This is a genomic window from Natrinema sp. DC36, from assembly GCF_020405225.1.
In the GTDB taxonomy this organism is placed as follows: domain Archaea; phylum Halobacteriota; class Halobacteria; order Halobacteriales; family Natrialbaceae; genus Natrinema.
This window is the reverse complement of record NZ_CP084472.1, coordinates 965486-985727: the sequence shown is the minus strand read 5'-3', so window position 1 is coordinate 985727 and position 20242 is coordinate 965486. Positions and strand designations below refer to the sequence as shown.

At 64.6% G+C, this 20242-nt stretch carries 14 protein-coding genes; 10 read left to right on the top strand and 4 right to left on the bottom strand.

The annotated features are described in order from the left end of the window. Nucleotides 1-331: 331 nt before the first annotated feature. From LDH74_RS05300 to LDH74_RS05280, 5 genes are all read left to right on the top strand, one after another. Entirely contained in the window at nucleotides 332-1981 is a 1650-nt protein-coding gene (locus LDH74_RS05300) for a 4Fe-4S ferredoxin N-terminal domain-containing protein (protein ID WP_226041485.1), read from the top strand. Continuing rightward, nucleotides 1978-3330 (top strand): NrfD/PsrC family molybdoenzyme membrane anchor subunit, encoded by a 1353-nt coding sequence (gene nrfD / locus LDH74_RS05295; RefSeq protein ID WP_226041484.1) that lies wholly within the window; start codon nucleotides 1978-1980, stop codon nucleotides 3328-3330. The genes LDH74_RS05300 and nrfD overlap by 4 nt, the downstream gene beginning before the upstream one ends. Continuing rightward, on the top strand, nucleotides 3327-3638 hold the full coding sequence (locus tag LDH74_RS05290; RefSeq protein WP_098727179.1) for a hypothetical protein: 312 nt from the start codon (nucleotides 3327-3329) through the stop codon (nucleotides 3636-3638). Before nrfD ends, LDH74_RS05290 begins: the two co-directional genes overlap by 4 nt. Before the next feature lie 137 nt (nucleotides 3639-3775). Beyond that, a complete protein-coding gene (locus LDH74_RS05285) occupies nucleotides 3776-4867 on the top strand; it encodes a P-loop NTPase (RefSeq protein WP_226041483.1) in 1092 nt (363 codons plus the stop codon). Between the two features lie 109 nt (nucleotides 4868-4976). After that, nucleotides 4977-5303 carry a cupin domain-containing protein gene (locus LDH74_RS05280; protein ID WP_226041482.1) on the top strand — a complete coding sequence of 109 codons (327 nt, stop codon included), beginning with the start codon at nucleotides 4977-4979 and terminating at the stop codon, nucleotides 5301-5303. Between the two features lie 16 nt (nucleotides 5304-5319). Here LDH74_RS05280 and LDH74_RS05275 read toward each other — a convergent pair whose 3' ends face one another. Together LDH74_RS05275 and LDH74_RS05270 are read right to left on the bottom strand one after the other, a co-directional pair. Then, nucleotides 5320-6462, bottom strand: coding sequence for an asparagine synthase-related protein (locus LDH74_RS05275; protein ID WP_226041481.1), 1143 nt, complete (start codon nucleotides 6460-6462; stop codon nucleotides 5320-5322). Continuing rightward, nucleotides 6459-7142 (bottom strand): PHP domain-containing protein, encoded by a 684-nt coding sequence (locus tag LDH74_RS05270; protein WP_226041480.1) that lies wholly within the window; start codon nucleotides 7140-7142, stop codon nucleotides 6459-6461. The genes LDH74_RS05275 and LDH74_RS05270 overlap by 4 nt, the downstream gene beginning before the upstream one ends. Nucleotides 7143-7272: 130 nt before the next feature. Between LDH74_RS05270 and purL the strand changes: the two genes are divergently transcribed. After that, nucleotides 7273-9450: a phosphoribosylformylglycinamidine synthase subunit PurL gene (gene purL / locus LDH74_RS05265; RefSeq protein ID WP_226041479.1), complete on the top strand. Its 2178-nt coding sequence runs from the start codon at nucleotides 7273-7275 to the stop codon at nucleotides 9448-9450. A 116-nt stretch (nucleotides 9451-9566) separates the two neighbouring features. Further along, nucleotides 9567-10154 (top strand): response regulator, encoded by a 588-nt coding sequence (locus LDH74_RS05260; protein ID WP_226041478.1) that lies wholly within the window; start codon nucleotides 9567-9569, stop codon nucleotides 10152-10154. Between the two features lie 187 nt (nucleotides 10155-10341). Here LDH74_RS05260 and LDH74_RS05255 read toward each other — a convergent pair whose 3' ends face one another. After that, nucleotides 10342-12198 (bottom strand): PAS domain-containing protein, encoded by a 1857-nt coding sequence (locus LDH74_RS05255; protein ID WP_226041477.1) that lies wholly within the window; start codon nucleotides 12196-12198, stop codon nucleotides 10342-10344. A gap of 1037 nt (nucleotides 12199-13235) precedes the next feature. Between LDH74_RS05255 and LDH74_RS05250 the strand changes: the two genes are divergently transcribed. The 3 genes from LDH74_RS05250 (at nucleotide 13236) to katG (ending at nucleotide 18725) form a co-directional block, all read left to right on the top strand. Continuing rightward, entirely contained in the window at nucleotides 13236-14705 is a 1470-nt protein-coding gene (locus LDH74_RS05250; RefSeq protein ID WP_226041476.1) for a flippase, read from the top strand. Between the two features lie 93 nt (nucleotides 14706-14798). Next, on the top strand, nucleotides 14799-16142 hold the full coding sequence (locus LDH74_RS05245; RefSeq protein ID WP_226041475.1) for a RimK family alpha-L-glutamate ligase: 1344 nt from the start codon (nucleotides 14799-14801) through the stop codon (nucleotides 16140-16142). 447 nt (nucleotides 16143-16589) lie between these two features. Continuing rightward, nucleotides 16590-18725 (top strand): catalase/peroxidase HPI, encoded by a 2136-nt coding sequence (gene katG / locus LDH74_RS05240; RefSeq protein ID WP_226041474.1) that lies wholly within the window; start codon nucleotides 16590-16592, stop codon nucleotides 18723-18725. Nucleotides 18726-18821: 96 nt separating this feature from the next. Here the strand turns inward: katG and LDH74_RS05235 are convergent, their stop codons facing one another. After that, the gene (locus LDH74_RS05235) at nucleotides 18822-20087 is read right to left on the bottom strand and encodes a hypothetical protein (protein WP_226041473.1); all 1266 of its coding nucleotides are present in this window, start codon (nucleotides 20085-20087) and stop codon (nucleotides 18822-18824) included. Between the last annotated feature and the right edge of the window lie 155 nt (nucleotides 20088-20242).

The following is a 20242-nucleotide window of genomic DNA, read 5'->3' as shown; positions in this document are numbered from 1 at the left end:
CAATCGAACCGAGTGTGAGACGCAGCTTTGCGCCGGTTTCCCAGCCTCGAACTCCGGGAGGAAGCAATGAAATCCTCCCTCCTGATGCGTCGGGGCTTCCGTCACAGAAGCTCGCCCGTCCAGTTGGTTCGATACTCGGTTCCACCGCCGGTTGACTTATACAACCGAACATAATCGGTTCGATTCTCACGGTGTGGAAATCGGCTCACTCCTTCATGCGAGTACGGTTATGAGACGAGGAATGAGGATCCACAAATGAACGATTTGAAGTGCATGCCGTCGAGTATTCTCGGCATGACACCAGTGTCATATACAGAGGTGTTCTGATCTAATGAGCACGGACGATGAATCATTCCACCCCCTCGGAGACGAGTGGGAAGGCGAACTCGAGACGATGCTCGACGATACCGAGTACGACAGCCAGCTCGGTATGGATATGGCCCGCGACGCGATGCGGGTCACCAAGGGCGAACTCTCCGAAGCCGACTTCCACGAGAAGTATCACGAGGACGTGATGGAGGAGTTCGGCGAGGACGAGCGACCGACCAAGGAGGCCTACGAGGCGGCCCAGGAGGAGGCGAAGGGCACGTTCTCCCGAATGGTCGACAAGTTCGACGGCGACGGCGACGAAACCCGTCGCGAGACGATGAAGAAGATGGGCGTCGGCGCGGCGGCCGTCGGTCTCGGTGCGTTCGGCACCGTCAGCGACGGTCCCGAGCACAGCGTGGCCGAAGGCCCGCGCCAGGAGACCACCGAGGAGCGCGACACCCAGTGGGGGATGACGATCGACCTCGAGCGGTGTGACGGCTGTCTCTCCTGTATGACGGCCTGTTCCGAGGAGAACGATCTCGACCAGGGCGTCAACTGGATGTACGTCATGGCCTGGGAGGACGAGCTCCACCACGGCCAGGAGGAAGACACCGAGCACGACGTCTACACCGACTTCAACATGGGGAGCGACTTCAACATGCTCGTGCGACCGTGCCAGCACTGCACGGACGCTCCTTGCGAGAAGGTCTGCCCGACGACGGCGCGTCACACGCGCGACAAGGACGGACTGGTTCTCACCGACTACGACGTCTGTATCGGCTGCCGGTACTGTCAGGTCGCCTGCCCCTACGGCGTCAACTACTTCCAGTGGGACGAACCCGATACGGCCTACGAGAACATCCCAGAGGGTCGCGATGCCGACGACCCCGATCAGATCACGCACGCCGAGTACGAATACGGCGAGCGCTGGGTCGACAGTCGCGCGCCTCGCGGGACGATGAGCAAGTGTACGATGTGTCCGTCCATGCAGGACGGCAGACAGGGAGAAGACAAGATCGGGACGACCGCCTGCGAGTCGGCCTGTCCGCCGGGCGCGATCCAGTTCGGCAACGTCAAAGACGAGAAGAGCGATCCGTCCCAGCACCGCGAGCACCCGGTCAAGAGTCGCGCGGTCATTCACCTGACGAACGCCACTGAAAGCAGCAAACAAGCTCCGTCGGCTGACCAGATTAACAGCGCCCTCAGTGAGGGCGACGATCTCGAGACCGCGATCGAGAATATCGAGGGCCTCACCGTGGACATCCTCGCGGTCATGAAGGCGATCGAAATCGTCAGTGAGGGCACCGAGCCCGGCGACAAGGAGAACAACTCCATTCTCCAGAACCAACAGGAAATCCTCTCCGCGGTCGAGGCCTTCCAACAGTACGTCGCCCTCGACACCGAGGAGGCGTACACCGAACTGAGACTCGGCGATGGCAGCGAACAGCAGGCCCAGTTCCGACTCGAGCAGTACACGGGCAACCCGAGTTCGTTCCAACTGCTCGAAGACATCGGAACGAACCCGAACATCACCTACCTCGGCCAACAGCCCGGTCCGGAGGCCCATCAGGTCGACGGACCGACCGACTACGAGGACGTCGACCTGCTCGACGAGCGTCAGAAAGACCTCGACGAGGGCACGGTCGGGCGCATTGACGGGGTGTCCTTATGAGCACGAAGGAGCCAACGGAAGCGGACATCCTTCGTCCGATCAACACGCTCACGACGAAGTACTTCATCATGTACGGTGTCGCTGCACTGGGCCTCGTCGCCTTCCTCATCGCCTGGGCCTACCAGCTCCAACAGGGCCTGATCGTCACCGGCCTCGGCGACTGGGGAAGCGGTGGCGGCTCGACCTGGGGACTGTACATCGGCGCGTTCATCTGGTGGGTCGGCGTCGCTCACGGCGGGATCATCCTCTCGGCCGCCGTCCGCCTGCTCAATATGGACCGGTACATGCCGGTCGCTCGACTCGCAGAGATGACGACGATCGGCGGCCTCTCGGCCGCCGGCTTCTACATCCTGGTCCACATGGGACGTCCGGACCGGATGGTGACGAGCGTCATCGGTCACTACCACATCACGGTCAACAACTCACCGCTGGTGTGGGACGTCACCGTCATCACGGCCTACTTCGTGCTGTCGGCGACCTATCTCGGCCTGACGCTGCGCTACGACGTCAACCGCCTACGTGACGATCTGCCGGACAAGTTCGAACCGATCTACAAGATACTGACTATCGGCTACAGCAAGAAGGAAGACAAGGTCATCGATCGGATGGTCTGGTGGCTCGCCGCCGCAGTCATCATCATGGCCCCGCTCTTGCTCCACGGCGGCGTGATCCCGTGGCTGTTCGCACTCCTGCCGGCGATGCCCGGCTGGACCGGTGCGATTCAGGGGCCGATGTTCCTCAGTATCGCGCTGATGTCGGCGATCAGCGGCATCATGATCATCTCCTACGCGTTCCGCCGAGCCTACGACTGGGATCACATCATCACCGACGACATCTTCCGCGGACTGCTCCTGTGGCTCGGATTCTTCACCCTGCTGTTCCTGTGGTTCCAGTTGCAGACGATCATTAACGGCGTCTTCCTCGGACCGACCAACAAGGCGGTCGCGATCGAGGCGAAGATCGGCCACCCGGTCTACCAGGTTGCGATGACGATGATCTTCGGCACGCTCGTCTACATCTTCCTGCAGGGGATCCGTCCGGCCCTGTTCAGTAAGAAGCGAGCGCTCCTCGCCAGCGGTATCATCCTCGCCGGGACCCTGACCGAGAAGATCCTGTTCGTCGTCGAGGGATTCCTGCACCCGACGTTCGACATCTACGCCAATACGCCCGGGACCTACTTCCCGAGCCTTATCGAGTGGCTCTCGCTCGTCGGAACGACTGCGCTGGTTGCACTTTTATTCCTCAACCTCTCGAAGCTCGTTCCCGTGGTCGAACTCCACGCGGTCGAACACCTGCGCGGCGACCACGCACACGATGACGAAGCGACCGAACCCGAGGTGGAAGCATGAACGCAGCACTGACAGCGATCCCATCGGAACTCCTGTACCACGGCTACGACGGCACCGCCGGCTTCACCGGCTTCGCCAACGAGGGGACCTGGATCATCTTCGCGGTCATCCTGGTTCCGGTCTACATCATGCTCGCGGCGTGGTTCCTCGGTGAACCCCGCGACACGAAGACCGGGCTACTCGGCGTGAGCTACCTCGTCGGACTGACGACGTCGATGTGGGTCGGGATGTTCGTCCTGACCGTTCTGATCGGCATCGTCTTCTACGGCGGCCCGCCGGAGCCGATCAGCGGCGTCGGCCCGCCGTAACCGTCGCCGTCTCACGACGAACACCGATTCATTTTTCGCGACCGACAGCCCGTGAGCGGTGCCGTTCGGCAGCCATTCGGTCCCGAACCATCACACGTATCCCGTTCCACATCCTTTCTCCGATTAACACAGCCACTATGAGCATTACAGAACACGAACTCGAGATCAAACTCGAGGACGTCGAAGATCCGGACATCGGCGAGGACATCGTCTCGCTCGGACTGGTCAACGACGTCGTAATCGACGACGAGACGGCCCGCGTTTCGCTCGCGTTCAACGCGCCCTACGCTCCCTCCGAGATGGCGATCGGGAATCAGATCCGCGACGTCATCGAGGACGCCGGCCTCGAGCCCGACCTGCGGGCCCACGTCGGCGAGGAGCACGGGTTCGACGACGAGGTCCTCCCGAAAGTGCGCAACGTCATCGCCGTCTCCTCCGGCAAAGGTGGCGTCGGCAAGACGACGGTCGCGGCCAACCTCGCGGCCGGGCTCGAGAAACGCGGTGCGATGGTCGGCCTGCTCGACGCCGACATTCACGGGCCGAACGTGCCGCAGATCCTCCCGCCCGAGAGCGACCCCGGGGTCACGCCCAACGAGGAAATCGTGCCGCCACGCTCGGACGGCGTCCGCGTCATCAGTATGGGCATGATGATGGAGGACGACGACGATCCCGCAATCTTGCGCGGGCCGATGGTCAACAAGTTCATGATGAAGTTCCTCGAGGGCGTCGAGTGGGGACGGCTCGATTACCTCATCGTCGACCTCCCGCCGGGGACCGGCGACGCGACGCTGAACCTGTTGCAGTCGATGCCGGTGACCGGATCGGTCGTCGTCACGACGCCTCAGGAGATGGCGTTAGACGACACCCGAAAGGGAATTCAGATGTTCAACAAACACGACACGCCGGTGTTCGGCGTCGTCGAGAACATGAGTTCGTTTATCTGCCCGTCCTGTGGCGACCAGCACGGGCTGTTCGGGACCGGCGGTGCGGATACCATCGTCGACAAGTACGACGTTCCGTTGCTGGGAAAGATCCCGATCCACCCCGATTTCGGAGCCGACGGCAGCGAGGGGGCGCTCGTCAAGGACGACGGCAGCGAGGTCCAGAGCCATCTCGAGGACCTCGTCGGCGAGGTCGCCGATCGAATCGGCGAGGCCAACCGGCGCACGGTCTCGGAAAACATTACCCAGGAACCGGCGAACAAGCTGCCGACCGAGACGGAAGACTGATCGCTCGATCGCCGCGCGCTCCCGGTTGGGCTTATCACCGAATCCGAGTTCTCAGACCCGATTCTCTTTTCCCCTGCCATTATAGCGTCGTCCGTCGAATCGAGAAGGGATGCTCGATACGTACGCCGATTCGATCGACGACCTCGAGCCCGCCGACGGTGAGGTCGAAACCGCGGAACTGGTCGTCAGCGACGACGTCCTCGTGAAGGCGTTCGCGCTCGGACCGGGTGCTGAACTCGAGGCCCACGAACACGCGGAGAGCACGAACGTCTTCCACGTGCTCGAGGGGACAGTCACGGTGATTCAGGACGATGAGCGCGAGGAAATCGACGCGCCCGGAGTCGTCCACCACGAGCGCGGTGTCGACCACGGTGCGGAAAACGAGACCGACGAGCGGGTGGTCTTTACTGCGAGCCTCTGTCCGATGCCGTCCTGAGGGGGCAGTGCCGCAGTCAGTCGGAGCCTACCCGCGTTTCCGCGTCCTCGAGCAGTGACGAGATGTACTTCCCGACGTGATCGTCCATCCGGCGCTTGTAGTCGGCCTGCCGGGCGAGTCGATCGAGTTCGCGGGCGACGAGGCTACCGTACTGGACCGCCTTCTTGTCCCTGCTGGCGACCTCGGTCGGCAGATGCCGGTCCGCAACTCGTCGGAACCCGCGCTTTCGCTCGTCCGCGTCGGCCAGTAGCTCGTCCGGCAGTCGGAGCGCCGCCTCGACCACGGTGTCGTGGAGGAAGGGCGCGACCGGCTCGAGACCAGTCGCCTCGATCGTCAGCACGTCCCGCGGCAGTTGGTCCGGGAGGCTTCGAATTCCCTCGCGGACGGCTCCGCGGACGGTCTCGGCCTCGACCCGGTGGTCGAGCCGCACGACCTTCTCGTAGCCGCCGAACAGTTCGTCGGCTCCTTGGCCGACGGCGAGCGCGTCGAACCCGTCCGCGGCGACGCGCTCGCCGACCAAATAGAGGGGGAGCGCGATCTGGACGTCCATCGCGTTCGTGCGGCCGGTCGCACGCGCCACCTCCGGAACGGCGCGCTCGAGGTCGGCCGGCTCGAGGTCGACGACCGTGAGCTCGCGGCCCATCGCGTCGGCGGCCGTCCGCGCGGCCGCGACGTCGTGACTGTCGGGGAAGCCGACGACGTACAGCGGCGCGTCGAGCAGTTCGGCGACCAGCGCCGAGTCGACGCCACCGGAGAAGGCGACAGCGATATCGCGATCGTCCTGCCGAACGCTCGCGGTCGCCGTCTCGATTGCGCCCTCGAGGTCATCGATCGCGGCTTCGTGGTCCGATACGGGGGCCGGATCGGGGAGCGCCCAGCAGGATTCGGCGTCGGGAACGGGACCGTCCGCGGCTGCCACCGCACCGGCTGGAAAGAGGACCGGGTCCTCGAGCGCGGTCGGCTCGAACGCCCACGTCGGTCCCGCGCGCGCGAAACTCGATTCTGCTTCGACGAACAGCGGAACTCTTCCGAGTACGTCGCGAACGAACCGGCCGTCGATTTCCCCCCCGAAGCCGGCCGTTCCCGGAAGCGGGTCGCCGCGCTCGAGCGCGTCGCGAACGATCGGCGGCTCGGCACCGCGAAGCGTTGTGTCGGTCATCGGATAAGATTGAAAACGCGACCCACACGTCGCGTGACGCCACCGGCAAACTGTCGAATGCTGATCCGCCACGGCGTTCGCTTCCCTTCGACGGTCGTCCGACCCGCCGCGATCGCCTCGAGGATCGCCTCGGCGGAGCGGTCGTCGGCGTCGACGCGGGTGATCGCTTGCCCGACCATCTCGCTGATATGCGCGTCGCTCCCGGCGGTCATCGGCAGATTTCTGGACCTGGCGTAGCGTTCGGCCTGCCGGTTCGCCCGACCGGTGAACAGCCGGGAGTTGTAGACCTCGATCGCGTCGCCGAGCGCGAGCTGTTCGCGGGAGATCCGCGCCATCACGCCGTGGCGCGACTCCTGGAACGGGTGGGGAACCACGGCCAGTCCGCCCTGGTCGTGGATTGCCTCGAGCGTCGATTCGAAGGAGAGCCCCGGTGGAACCGCTTCCTCGAGGCCGAGTCCGAGGACGTGGCCCGCCTTGCTCGAGATCTCCATCCCCGGAATGCCCACGAGGCCGTAGTCGGGGGCCAGCTCGGCGGCCTCGAGGCTCGCGTCGATCTCGTCGTGGTCCGTGACCGCGATCGCGTCGAGACCGACGGCCTCGGCCTGCTCCAAAATGAGCTCGACCGGGTCGCGACCGTCGTAGGACAACGACGAATGCGTGTGAAGTTCGACCGACAGCACGGACGGACGTTTAGCGGGGCTGATGAAAAACGACTCGGTCCGCAAATTTCGATTCCGGCTATCGGCCGAATGTATCCACGTTCGTGCGTATAGAAACCCATTTACCGGCCGACTTTCACCACCTAGATGAATGAGTCTTGCCGATTCGGACCGCGAACTCGTCGTCTCCGAGCTGGGACGGGAACCGACTCGAGCGGAGGCGGCGCTGTTCGAGAACCTCTGGAGCGAGCACTGCGCGTACCGCTCCTCGCGACCGTTGCTGTCGGCGTTCGACAGCGAGGGCGAGCAAGTCGTCGTCGGGCCGGGCGACGACGCGGCGGTCGTCGCGTTGCCGTCGACTGACGCCGACGGCGATCGCACCGGCGGGCGCACAGACGACGAGCGGACGTACATCACGATGGGCATCGAGAGCCACAACCACCCCTCCTACGTGGACCCGGTCGACGGCGCGGCGACGGGCGTCGGCGGCATCGTCCGGGACACGCTCTCGATGGGCGCGTATCCGATCGCGCTCGCGGACTCGCTGTACTTCGGCGAGTTCGACGACGACCACTCGCGGTACCTGTTCGAGGGCGTCGTCGAGGGAATCAGCCACTACGGCAACTGTATCGGCGTCCCGACGGTCGCCGGCAGCGTCGACTTCCACCCCGATTACGAGGGGAATCCGCTGGTCAACGTGGCCTGCGTCGGGCTGACGAACGAGGAGCGACTCGTCACCGCCGAAGCGCAGGAGCCGGGCAACAAACTGGTCCTCGTCGGGAACGCTACCGGCCGCGACGGGCTCGGCGGCGCGAGTTTTGCTAGCGAGGACCTCGCCGAAGACGCCGAGACGGCGGATCGGCCCGCGGTGCAGGTCGGCGATCCGTACGCCGAAAAGCTGCTTATCGAGGCCAACGAGCAACTCGTCGACGACGGCCTGATCGAGTCCGCCCGCGACCTCGGCGCGGCCGGCCTCGGCGGGGCCTCGAGCGAGATGGTCGCCAAGGCTGACCTCGGCGCCCGTATCGAACTCGAGCGAGTTCACCAGCGCGAGCCGAACATGAACGCGATGGAGATCCTACTCGCCGAGTCTCAGGAGCGAATGTGTTACGAGGTTAAGCCGGAGAACGTCGACCGCGTGCGCGAGATCGTCGAGCGGTTCGATCTCGGCTGTTCGGTCATCGGCGAGGTCACCGACGAAAACTACACGTGTCTCTTCGAGGGAGAAACGGTCGTCGACGTCGACGCATACTTCCTCGGCGAGGGCGCGCCGATGAACGATCTCGAGACCGAAGACCTCGAAGAGCCGGCGACGGACCTGCCCGACGCGGATCTCGAGACGACGTTCGATGCCGTCGTCTCGAGTCCGAACACCGCCTCGAAGCGGTGGGTCTACCGGCAGTACGACCACGAGGTCGGCGTGCGGACGAGCGTCGGGCCGGGCGACGACGCGGCGATCATCGCGGTGCGAGAAGCCGAGCAAGGACTCGCGATTTCCGCCGGTGCCGCGCCGAACTGGACCGCCGTCGCGCCCTACGAGGGTGCTCGCGCGATCGCGCTCGAGAACGCGACGAACATCGCGGCGAAGGGCGCGACGCCGCTGGCCGCAGTGGACTGCCTTAACGGCGGCAACCCGGAGAAACCGGATGTCTACGGCGGCTTCACCGACATCGTCGATGGCCTCGCGGAGATGTGCGAGACGCTGTCGACGCCGGTCGTCGGCGGGAACGTCTCGCTGTACAACGACTCCGTCACGGGGCCGATTCCGCCGACGCCGACGCTGGCGATGGTCGGCTCCAAGGACGGCTACGACGCGCCGCCGCTGTCGGTCGAGTCCGAGGGCGATCTGGTCCTCGTCGGTGATCTCGGCCTCGAGCGGGACGAGTTCCGGCTCGGCGGCTCCGAGTACCTCGCGCGCTTCGACGGCAGCGATCGGTTCCCCGGCCTCCCCGACGATCCCGCGAGCGTCGTCGAGACGCTGGCGGCGGTCGCGAACGATAACTCGACGCTAGCCGTTCACGACGTTAGCCACGGCGGCCTCGCCGTCGCGCTCGCCGAAATGGTTGGCGACGACGCCGGGCTCGAGGTGTCGATCCCGGCGGCGGATCCCGCGGGCGCGCTGTTCCACGAACAGCCGGGCCGCGCGCTGATCCAGACCAAATCGGTCGCGGCCGTTCGCGAGGCGTTCGACGGCGTCGGACCGGTCGTCGAACTCGGGACGGCGACCGACGACGGTCGGCTCGCGATCGATCTCGGCGATCGAACGCTCGAGACCGACGCGACCGCGATCCGCGAGCGACGCGCGACGATCGAACGCGAACTCGAGTGACGGGACCGATCGAGAGTCTCCGAACCGATTCGACGGATTTTTCGCCGTATTGTCCGGTATATTGATATACGACCGGGCCGATTCGTCCAACGAACCGCCAGACTGGAGGAAGTTCGATGTCCACAGACACCCCGTCCGTCCTGATCGTCGAAGACGAGCCCGACCTCGCGAACCTCTACGCCGCGTGGCTCGAGGACGACTGCGACGTCGAGACGGCCTACGACGGCAGCGAAGCGCTCGAGGCGATCGACGGCGCGATCGACGTCGTCCTCCTCGATCGTCGGATGCCCGGTCTCTCGGGCGATACCGTCCTCGAGACCATTCGAGAGCAGTCACTCGAGTGCCGGGTCGCGATGGTGACGGCGGTCGAACCCGATTTCGACATCGTCGAGCTCGGATTCGACGATTACCTCGTCAAGCCCGTCTCGAAGGACGAACTGGTCGACATCATCGACCAGCTGCTCCTCCGAGCGACCCACGACGAGCAGCTCCAGGAGTTCTTCGCACTCGCCTCCAAGAAGGCGCTGCTGGACGACCAGAAGACCGAGTCCGAACGCCGGTCCAGCCAGGAGTACGCCGAACTTGAGGACCGAATGGCCGTCCTTCGCGTGCAGGTCAACGACACGATGCGGGAACTCCTGGAACAGGACAGCTATCGGGAGCTCTGTCAGGACATTGCTCGCGAATCCGTCTTTCAGGAGTAGCGGGATCATACAGCGTGGTGAGACGGGGGGTATCAACCGACGAGTCGAAGAAATCGTCCACGCGGAAACGTCCTCATGCGGAATCGACCCAATGCGGAATCGACCCAATGCGGAATCAGCACAACGCTGAATCGGCCCAACGCTGAATCGGACCCACCCGTAACACCGACTCGAGCGCCCGGGTCGGTTACTCGAGTCGTCGTTCGAGCGTCGTGATGTCTCGGATTTCGATCCGCGTGCCGCCGTTCTGGCCGTTGGTGACGGTACACTCCCAGTCGTGGGCTTCGGCGATGGCCCGAACGAGCGCGAGGCCGAGGCTGTCGACTGCGGTGTCGTCGTCGGCGGTCGGATCGAGGACGCGTTCGTGTGCGTTCGGCGGGATCTCCGCGGCGTCGTCGAGCACGAAGAAGCCGCGACTGCCGCCGTTCTCGAAGCCGATCAGCCCGATCTGGATCGTCACGCCGCCGTCTGCCCGCGCGGCGGCGCTGTCGAACGCCGTCTCGAGCAGGTGGACGAACCGATCGGGGTCCGCCCGGAGCGTGGCCGGGGCGTCGACGACGAGCGCGTCCGCTTCGAGGCGAGACTCCCCGACGGCGTCGTCGATCGCCGGCTCGACCTCGAGCCGGGTACGGGTGCCGATGGCCGTGGCGTTGCGGGCGAACTCCCGAACGTCGTCGACGAGACGCTCGGCTCGGTCGAGAGTCGTTTCGACGGTGTCCTCCGCGAGGGGATACTCCCACTCGTCGGCACCGTCGTCCTCGAGCGCGTCAGCGACGGCCTCGAGCTGGCGCTGCAGGTCGTTCGAGAGCACGTCGGCGACGGCTTCGAGGCGCTCGGTCTGGCGCTCGAGTTCGGCCGTGCGGTCTCTGAGGATCCGGTCTCGGTCGGCTCGATCGAGGGCGGCCCGCGTGTTTTCGACCAGCGTCGAGATGAGGTCGACGTCGCTCTCGTCGAACCGGTGGGGCTCGAGCGAGCCCGTCATGAGCACGCCGTGGGTCCCGATCGGTGCGATAATCTCCGAGCGCAGCGGCGTATCGGGGTTGTAGATGTCGTCGACGGTCTCGAGGTCGTCGAACAGTTCGACGCCGCCGGCCTCGAAGACGTCCCAGACGAGCCCCTCTCCGGGATTGAACCGCGGGAGGCCACCGAACTCGTCGTGCGCGCCGGCGGTGCCGGCGACCGGCTCGAGGTAGCCCTGCTCCTGCTCGAGCAGCCAGATGCCGCTGATGGGGAGATCGAGCAGGTCGCTACCGGAGTGGACGGCGATCGCGCAGATTTCCTCGGGGTCGTCGGACTCGAGGAGCCACCGGGTGACCTCGTGCAACGACGTGACGACGCGATCGTACTCGTGTCGGTCGGTAACGTCCCGGACGACGACGGCGACGGTCGCCCTGTTGTCCTCGACGGGGACGAACCGGAACTCGCCCATTCGATCGGTGCCGTCCGGTCCGACGTAGGGGAGTTCCAGCTGGCGACGGCCGGCGTTGCCGACGTCAACGTCGGCGATCGCTCGGCCGATCTCGACGGCGCGTTCGTCGTCGATCCCCGCTAGTTCGGTCAGGGTCTCGACGTGCTCGCCGACGAGTTGCGATCGGTCGATGCCGAGGACCGACTCGGTCGCGCCGTTGGCGGTGACGATCTCGCGGTTGCGATCGAGCGTCACGACGGCGTCCCGGATCGCCTCGACGACCGCGGCGTGCTGGGCCAGCGTCGTCTCCTGGGCCTTCCGCTCGCTGACATCCCGCATGTACACCGAGAGGCCGGTCTCGGAGGGGTAGGCTCTGGCCTCGAACCACGTCTCGAGGGGCGTGTGATAGATTTCGAACGAGACCGGCACCTGCTCGTCCATCGCGTGGTGGAAGCCGTCCGGGAACTGCGTCTCGACGGTCTGGGGGAACTCGTCCCACATGACCCGACCGATCAGCTCCTCGCGCGAGCGTTTCAGCAGCGTTTCGGCTCGCTCGTTGAGATAGGTGAACCGGAAGCCGGTATCGAGGGCGAAGAAGGCGTCGGTAACTCGGTCGACGATCGGAACGGATCGCATCGTCACGGCTCTCCACCCCCGCCCCACGAAGGAGTCGTCTCCCCCTTCCGCTCGAGGCAATCGCCTCTCACAGCCGTTTGCATCATCGACAGACAGTTAACACATAGTTCGTCCAACCCCTATTTCAGTGTCGTGGCCGTGGCGTGTGACTCACCCACACGTGTTCGACGCGTTCACCACGACCGAATCGACTGAGAGCCGACGGTATCGCACGCGAAAACGTGACTGATTGCGCCACGCCGAGTCAGTGACCGGCTCGAGAACCAGCTGATCAGCATAGAGAAATTGCATATCACTCCGGGCCGGCCAACGGACGAGCGGTGGCGCGCGCTGTGTCGCGGCGAACTGATTGGTGAGCCGCGACCCGACACTGCGCGAGGGATGAGTGAGCGAGCCTGAGAGTGAACGTTAGCGCGGGACCGACGGTCCCGCGAACCATACGAACGGTGCGCGGTTCGGAGCGATCGTCGGGAGCGAGAACCGCGAGGTGAACGGGGAACGGAGTGACCCGTGAACGGGCCTTCGGCCCGTGAGTAGAAATCGGCTGGGGAGGGCGTGGCGATTCCCTGTTGTCACGATAGCAGGACGCTTCGTCTCTTACATTCCCATCAAAACCGACTGCTCCATTCACATGTATCGTGACACTCAGCGGGAATATTGGAGACGTTCGGAGCATCGGAATAGAGGACCGAGAGACACGACCGAGTCGAGAATCACGAACCGCCTGCTTAGCGACGATACACCCCATCAGTTGCTCTAGGAGGTGTTCCATAGTCCGTCCACCAGCGTTTTGGCCCCGTGTATGGATCGCTTTCGATCGTTTGCGTGACGGTACACCCGGGTTGTACTCCGTCGATCCGGCGCGCAGGTCGTTTCGGATCCGTTCGTCGGACCGATCCCGTCACGGTCTCTGTTGCGGCCCATTTCCCCGTGTTGTCGCCGCATTACAAATGTCCGATCCCTCGAGTGGACGACCACGTTGGTCGAGTTCATCGTCGCATCTGTCGGTCGCGCGTCTCTCACCGACCCAGTCTACTATGAATAGGGAAGACCACATCGTCAGCGGCTTCAAGACAACGCTCGCCGCGCGCGCCGTCTACATGCTCTCGAGCGCGCTGTTGATGTTCGTCCTGGCGCGGTACCTGCTCGAGCCGGACGGCTACGGCGCGCTCTACTGGGCGATCGGCGTGTTGGCGATCATCCAACTGTTCGCGGACCTCGGCCTCAGCCGATCCGTCGCGCGGTATATCTCCGAGTACCGCGAGGCGGATCCGGGCCAGATCCCGTACCTGCTCAGGTCCACGGTCACGGTGAAGCTCGTTCTGATCGCGTTCGTCTCCTACGCCCTGTTGCTGTTTCACGAGCAGATCGCGGTCGCGCTCGGCGCACCGGACGCGACCCCGTTTCTCGCCGCGGGCGTGCTCTATCTCGGCGTCTTTTCTTTTAGCGCGTTCGCGCGGGTGGCGTTACAGGGCTTCAACCACCTCGGCTACAGCGCGCTCATTCAGGCGATCAGCGGCGCTGCCCGACTCGTCTTCGTCGTCGCGTTCGTCCTCGCCGGGTTCGGTGCGCTCGGCGCGTTCTTCGGGTACATCGTCGGCTACGCCATCGCCGCCGTCATCGGGATGGGAATCCTCTACTACGGATTCTACGTCCGATACGACGCCGCGGACGAATACGAGGACGGCCTCTCGCGCCGCCTTCTCGAGTACAGCGTTCCCCTGACGGCGACCCAGAGCGCGAACGTCATCGACAAACAGATCGACATCGTGCTGGTCGGGGCCTTCATCAATCCGGCCGCGGTCGCGTTTTACACCCTCGCGAAGCAGATCACCGAGTTCGTTCTCGCGCCGGCTGCGTCGCTCGGCTTCACCATCTCGCCGAACTTCGGCGAACAGAAGGCGGCCGGCGAACTCGAGGAAGCCAGACGGATCTACGAGACCTCGCTGACCAACATCCTATTGCTCTACATTCCGGCAGCGGCCGGCCTCACGATCGTCGCGGGACCGCTCTTGACGATGGTGTTCGGGGCCGATTACGCTGGCGCGATTCCCGTCCTGCAGGTGCTCGCCGGATTCGTCGTGCTACAGGCGATCACGAACCTGACCAGCGATAGCCTGGACTATCTGGGTCGCGCTCGCGCTCGAGCGGTCGCGAAGGGCGCGACGGCGCTGGCCAATCTCGGACTGAACATCGCGTTGATTCCGGTGATCGGCGTCGTGGGGGCGGCGATCGCGACGGTGGCGACCCACTCGGTGTACGTCGCAGTCAACCTCTACATCGTCCACACCGAACTCGGCCTGCACGTGGGACGGATCGCGCGGACGACGGGGCTGATCTGTGTGATTACGGGCGTTATGGCGGGCGCCGTCTTGCTCGTGACGCCGCTGGTCTCGAATCTGCTCATGCTGTTCGGGGCGATCGCTCTCGGTGCCGTCACCTGGGCCGTGCTGGCGGTGCTAAGCGGGCTGGTCGATCCAGGACAGGTTCGGTCGGTAATCGGGTGACGTCGGTTCGAACCGTCCGGACGTTCCCCATCCAATCCCGCGATCACTGAATGAACTATCAACGCTTATCCGACGGCTCGGTCTCTAGTTCGTATGGCTGTTGCCGATCCCGTGACCGTCGGGGTACTGAGTCTCCATACGAGCAAGGAAACCAAGGCGATTCTCAACGCCGTCGAGGATCTCGGACACGACACCGAGTGGCTTCGCACCGAGAACACGTCGGTTAGCGTCACCGATGGGAGTCCCACCCTCGAGCCGGCGGTGGACGTCATCGCGAACAGGGTGCTCCTGTCGAACACCGAACAGCCCGCCGAGGAACTCGGGCTGGTAAACGCCTTCTCTCAGCTGCTTCCGACACTCAACGAACCGATGGCGGTGATGACGGCGATCCACAAGCTCTCGACGGCGACCGCGCTCGCGTCGAACGACGTGCGGACGCCGGACGTGACGCTCGCGTTGAGCGGCGAGCAGTTGAACGCTGCGCGGGACCGCTACGGCGAGGAGGCCGTCTACAAGACCGCCATCGGCACCCACGGCGGTGGGACGTGGAAGGTCGGCCCCGACGACCCGATCAACGCCAAGGTCGGTAACCGGTACGCCTTCCTGCAGGAACTCGTCGATCAGGAGGACGTTCGCCACCGCGACCTTCGCGTCTACGTCGTCGGCGGCGAGGTCGTGGCCGCGATGTATCGCTACGCGCCGGACAACGACTGGCGAACCAACGTCGCGCTCGGCGGATCGGTCGAGGACGCGACCGACGACCTCCCCGACGAAGCCCGCGAAATGGCCCAGCGAGCGTCGGATATCGTCGGCCTCGACTACGCCGGCGTCGACCTCGTCGAGGGCGACGAGGGCTGGTTCGTCCTCGAGGTTAACCCGACGGCGGGATTCAAGGGTCTCTACGAGGCGACGCAGGTCAGCCCGGCGCCCTACATCGCGAAACTGGCGATCGAGCGCGCCGGCGGCGAGGTTGACGACGATCGGGTTCGAGACCTCTCGCACGTCCTCGACGATTCCCGACCGGCGGCCCAGCCCCCGGATGTGCGGGGACAGGATACGGAACCCGCGGTGATCGGCTACACGGAGGAAGTCATTCTCTCGGGGACCAGCGGGTCGAAGACGGTTCTCGCGAAGTCCGACACCGGTGCCACGCGGACGAGCATCGACACCAGTCTCGCCGCCGACATCGGGGCCGGCCCGATCAAGTCCATCACCCGCATTCGATCCGGTAGCAGCAAACAGTCCAAGAGCCGCCCCGTCGTCGACGTCGTCGTCGGGGTCGGCGGCAACCAACACACCGTCACGGCCAGCGTCGAGGACCGAAGCCACATGGATTACCCCGTCTTGCTCGGACGAGATATCCTCGGAAACTATCAGGTCGACGTGAGCCGCCGGATCGACGCCGACGCATCTGATACGCCCGAAGAGGAAGAGTAACATCGTCCTGCCGATCGGAAACGGCGCGTCCGGCCCGGAGAGCGTAACGGCACGGCGCTCTCGAGCGTGGGTTCCCGGACGACGATCACAACGCCGACGCCGACGCGACCCGCGGGAGAAATCCCGCACCGAGACCGACCCGTCGCCGCGGGTCGGGACCGAGCGCCAGCCGTTCGAATGGGCTCTAATCGTGGTCTTTTTCTCGTCCTACCGGCATCGATCGGTTCGGAACGGACGCTGACTGCGCGGTCGCTCGCGGCGACCGGTGGCAATAGTAGTGAGATTTGTTTACAGTATCGGAAATAATATGGGGCGAATCGACAACTAGAAGTAGCGATCGGTACATCTATATTTCTCGGATCCAATCCTTCTCTCGGAGAGAGCATCCATGGCAAACGAGAATTTGGCAGACAACGTAACCGACGGTATTTCCGAGGTGAGCCGACAATGAGCGGACGGCAGCAGAATCACGAGTGGTGGCCGGACAAACTGAATCTGGATATCCTCGACGACAACGCCGGCGATCTCAGTCCGATGGACGAGGACTTCGACTACGCCGAGGAGTTCCAGCAACTCGACCTCGAGGAGGTAAAGGCCGACATCGAGGAGCTGATGACGACGTCCCAGGACTGGTGGCCAGCTGACTACGGCCACTACGGGCCGCTGTTCATCCGGATGGCCTGGCACAGCGCCGGCACGTACCGTACCACGGACGGTCGGGGCGGTGCGACGGGCGGGACGCAGCGCTTTGCGCCCCTCAACAGTTGGCCCGATAACGTGAACCTCGACAAGGCGCGCCGGCTGCTGGAGCCGGTCAAGCGGAAGTACGGTCGCAAGCTCTCGTGGGCCGACCTGATCGTCCTGACCGGGAACGTCGCCCTCGAGTCGATGGGCTTCGAGACGTTCGGCTTCGCCGGCGGTCGCGAAGACGACTTCAAGTCCGACGAGGCGGTCTATTGGGGGCCCGAGACCGAGTGGGAGGGCTCCGAGCGCTTCAGCGATGACGGTGAACTCGAGGAGCCACTCGGCGCCACCGTGATGGGGCTGATCTACGTAAACCCCGAGGGCCCGGACGGCGAGCCGGACCCGCTCGGGTCGGCCGATCGGATTCGAGAAGCGTTCGGTCGCATGGCGATGAACGACGAGGAGACGGCCGCGCTCATCGCCGGCGGGCACACGTTCGGCAAGTCCCACGGCGCGCGCGACACCGACGACATGGGCCCCGAGCCCGAGGCGGCTCCAATCGAGGACCAGAGCCTCGGCTGGACCAAGTCCGGTAAGGGCCCCGACACGGTCACCAGCGGCATCGAGGGCGCCTGGAACAGCACGCCCACCATGTGGGACACCTCCTTCCTCGACACGCTGCTCGACAACGAGTGGGAGTTGACGGAGAGCCCCGCCGGCGCCAACCAGTGGGAGCCGGTCGACGCGTCGTCGAAGCAGACCGTGCCGGACGCCCACGACTCCTCGAAGAAGCACGCGCCGATGATGATGACGACGGACCTCGCCCTCAAACGGGATCCGGAGTTCCGAGAGATCATCGAGCGCTTCCGCGAGAACCCTCACGAGTTCCAGGAGGCCTTCGCGAAGGCGTGGTACAAGCTGATCCACCGCGACATGGGCCCGCCGTCCCGGTTCCTCGGCCCGGAGGTTCCGGACGAGGAGATGCTGTGGCAGGATCCGATCCCCGACGCCGACTACGACCTGATCGGCGAAGCGGAAATCGCGGAACTCAAAGAAGCGATTCTCGATTCGGAGCTGTCCCGCTCCCAGTTGGTCAAGACCGCCTGGGCGTCCGCGTCGACCTACCGCAAAAGCGACAAGCGCGGCGGCGCGAACGGCGCTCGCATCCGTCTCGAACCGCAGAAGAACTGGGAGGTCAACGAGCCCGAGCAGCTCGCGACCGTCCTGGAGACGCTCGAGGGGATCCAGGAAGAGTTCAACGGCTCGCGATCCGACGACGTGCGGGTCTCGCTCGCCGACCTCATCGTGCTGGGCGGCAACGCGGCCATCGAGCAGGCCGCGGCCGACGCCGGCTACGACGTGACGGTCCCGTTCGAACCGGGACGGACGGACGCCTCACAGGAACAGACGGACGTCGAGTCCTTCGAGGCGCTCAAACCGAAAGCCGACGGGTTCCGTAATTACTACGAGGGCGAACACGACCAACCGCCCGAGGACTTGCTGGTCGACAGGTCGGACCTGCTGAACCTGACGGCGTCCGAAATGACCGTGCTGGTCGGCGGTATGCGCGCGCTGGGCGCGACCTACCCGGACTCGGATCTGGGCATCCTCACCGACCGGCCGGGGACGCTGACCAACGACTTCTTCGAGACCCTGCTCGACATGGACCTCGAGTGGGAGAAGTCCTCGGAGTCCGAAGACGTCTACGAGCTGCGCAACCGCGAAACGGACGAACTCGAGGGGACGGCGTCCCGCGTGGACCTCGTCTTCGGCTCGAACTCCCGGCTGCGAGCCATCTCGGAAGTCTACGGAAGCGACGACGCGGAAGAGAAGTTCGTACGCGACTTCGTGGACACGTGGAGCAAGGTCATGAAGCTGGACCGCTTCGACCTCGAGTGATCGAGCGGTCGCGCCGTTGACGCATCGCTGACGACCGATCGCGTTCGCTGGGACCGATCATCACCCGGTCGCGGACCCCCGCCGCGACCGGCTTCTCTATTCGCTTCGGATGACGACCTCGTCGTCCGTGATCTCCAGTATCTGCGAGGACTCGACCGGGTAGTCGTCGTCGCCGTGGCCGCCCCAGTCCATGCGCGCTTTGAGCCGATCCGTCAGGCCGGGCTCCGGATCGACGTACGCCGTCTGGCCCTCGACTTCGGCGACCATGCCGATCTGCTGGCCCGACTCGTCGACGACGTCTTTCCCCTGGTCGCCGTGAGAGAGTTCCATCGCCGACGGCTCCGCCGTTCCCATCTCGGCGTCAGCTCCGGTACCCGCCGTCGTCTCGTCCATCGCTCCAGGTTCCATTTCGCCGGTTCCCATGGACTCGTACTCGTCGACATCGATGATCTCGCCCTCGAGCACCTCGCTGGTGAGCACTTCGGACTCGATCAGTTCGGTGTCCTCGAGCATGTACCGCATCCGCAGTCGTTCGGTGAGCTCTTCTTCGATCGTCCGGCGCTCGAGGAGTTCGCTCTGGACGGCGTCTCCCTCGGTCCGCTGGCTCTGGATGACCTCCTGCTTGACCACGTCGTCGGGCGTCACGTTCGAGCGGACGACGTCGCTCTCGAGGATGGATCGCTGGACGCTCTCGAGTTCGATGTCCGTCTGGATGTCGTCTCGCTCGAGCTCCTCGTCCTGCTCGATATCGACGTCGACGACCTCGCTCTCGACGATATAGCGTTCGATCTCCTCGATGGTGTCCAGATGCGTTTCGTCGACGGTCACCTCGATCATGTCGTCGGAGACGAATTCCGTCTCGACGATGTCGCGGCTCACCAGTTCGGAGTCGACGACGTCCCGCTCGACCAGATCGGTGTCGACCACCTCGCTCTCGATCGTGTCCCGTTCGACGACCTCCCGCTCGACGACCTGCGTTTCGACGATTTCGGTCGTTACCGTCTCGCCGCTCCGCAGCGAGTCCTCGAGTTCGTCACGGCCGAGATCGGCGCGTTCGAACGCGTGTTCGCGCTCGACGATCTCGAAGAAGCCCATCTCCTCGCCGGTCGGCTCCTCCTCGTGGTAGACGAATACGAGATTGTCGTCGTCGAATCGCTGCTCGAACTCGTCCCAGGTGTACTCCTCGTGGTGCTCGTCCATCTCGTCGCGCCGGGCGAAGGAGTGGCCGTGGTCCTCGCTGTCTTGAACCCTGACCGGAACGGCGTCGCGCGCCTCGGCCCACTCTCGGATTCGCTCGGGGTCGGTGGTCATTCGCCGCTGCTCGGCTTCGCCAGTCTCCGTGGAGGATGTATCGTTTACCATCTCCCGTGGCACTGGGACCGATCCGTACTTCAGTCAACAGGGCCATCCCGTCGGATCAGTGTCTCGTTTCTCGAGACCCCTCGTTCGGCCGGCAGTGTCCGGGTCGTAATCCGTAATTGTCGTCTCTGCCGGTAACCGTTTCACGGCCCGAGACG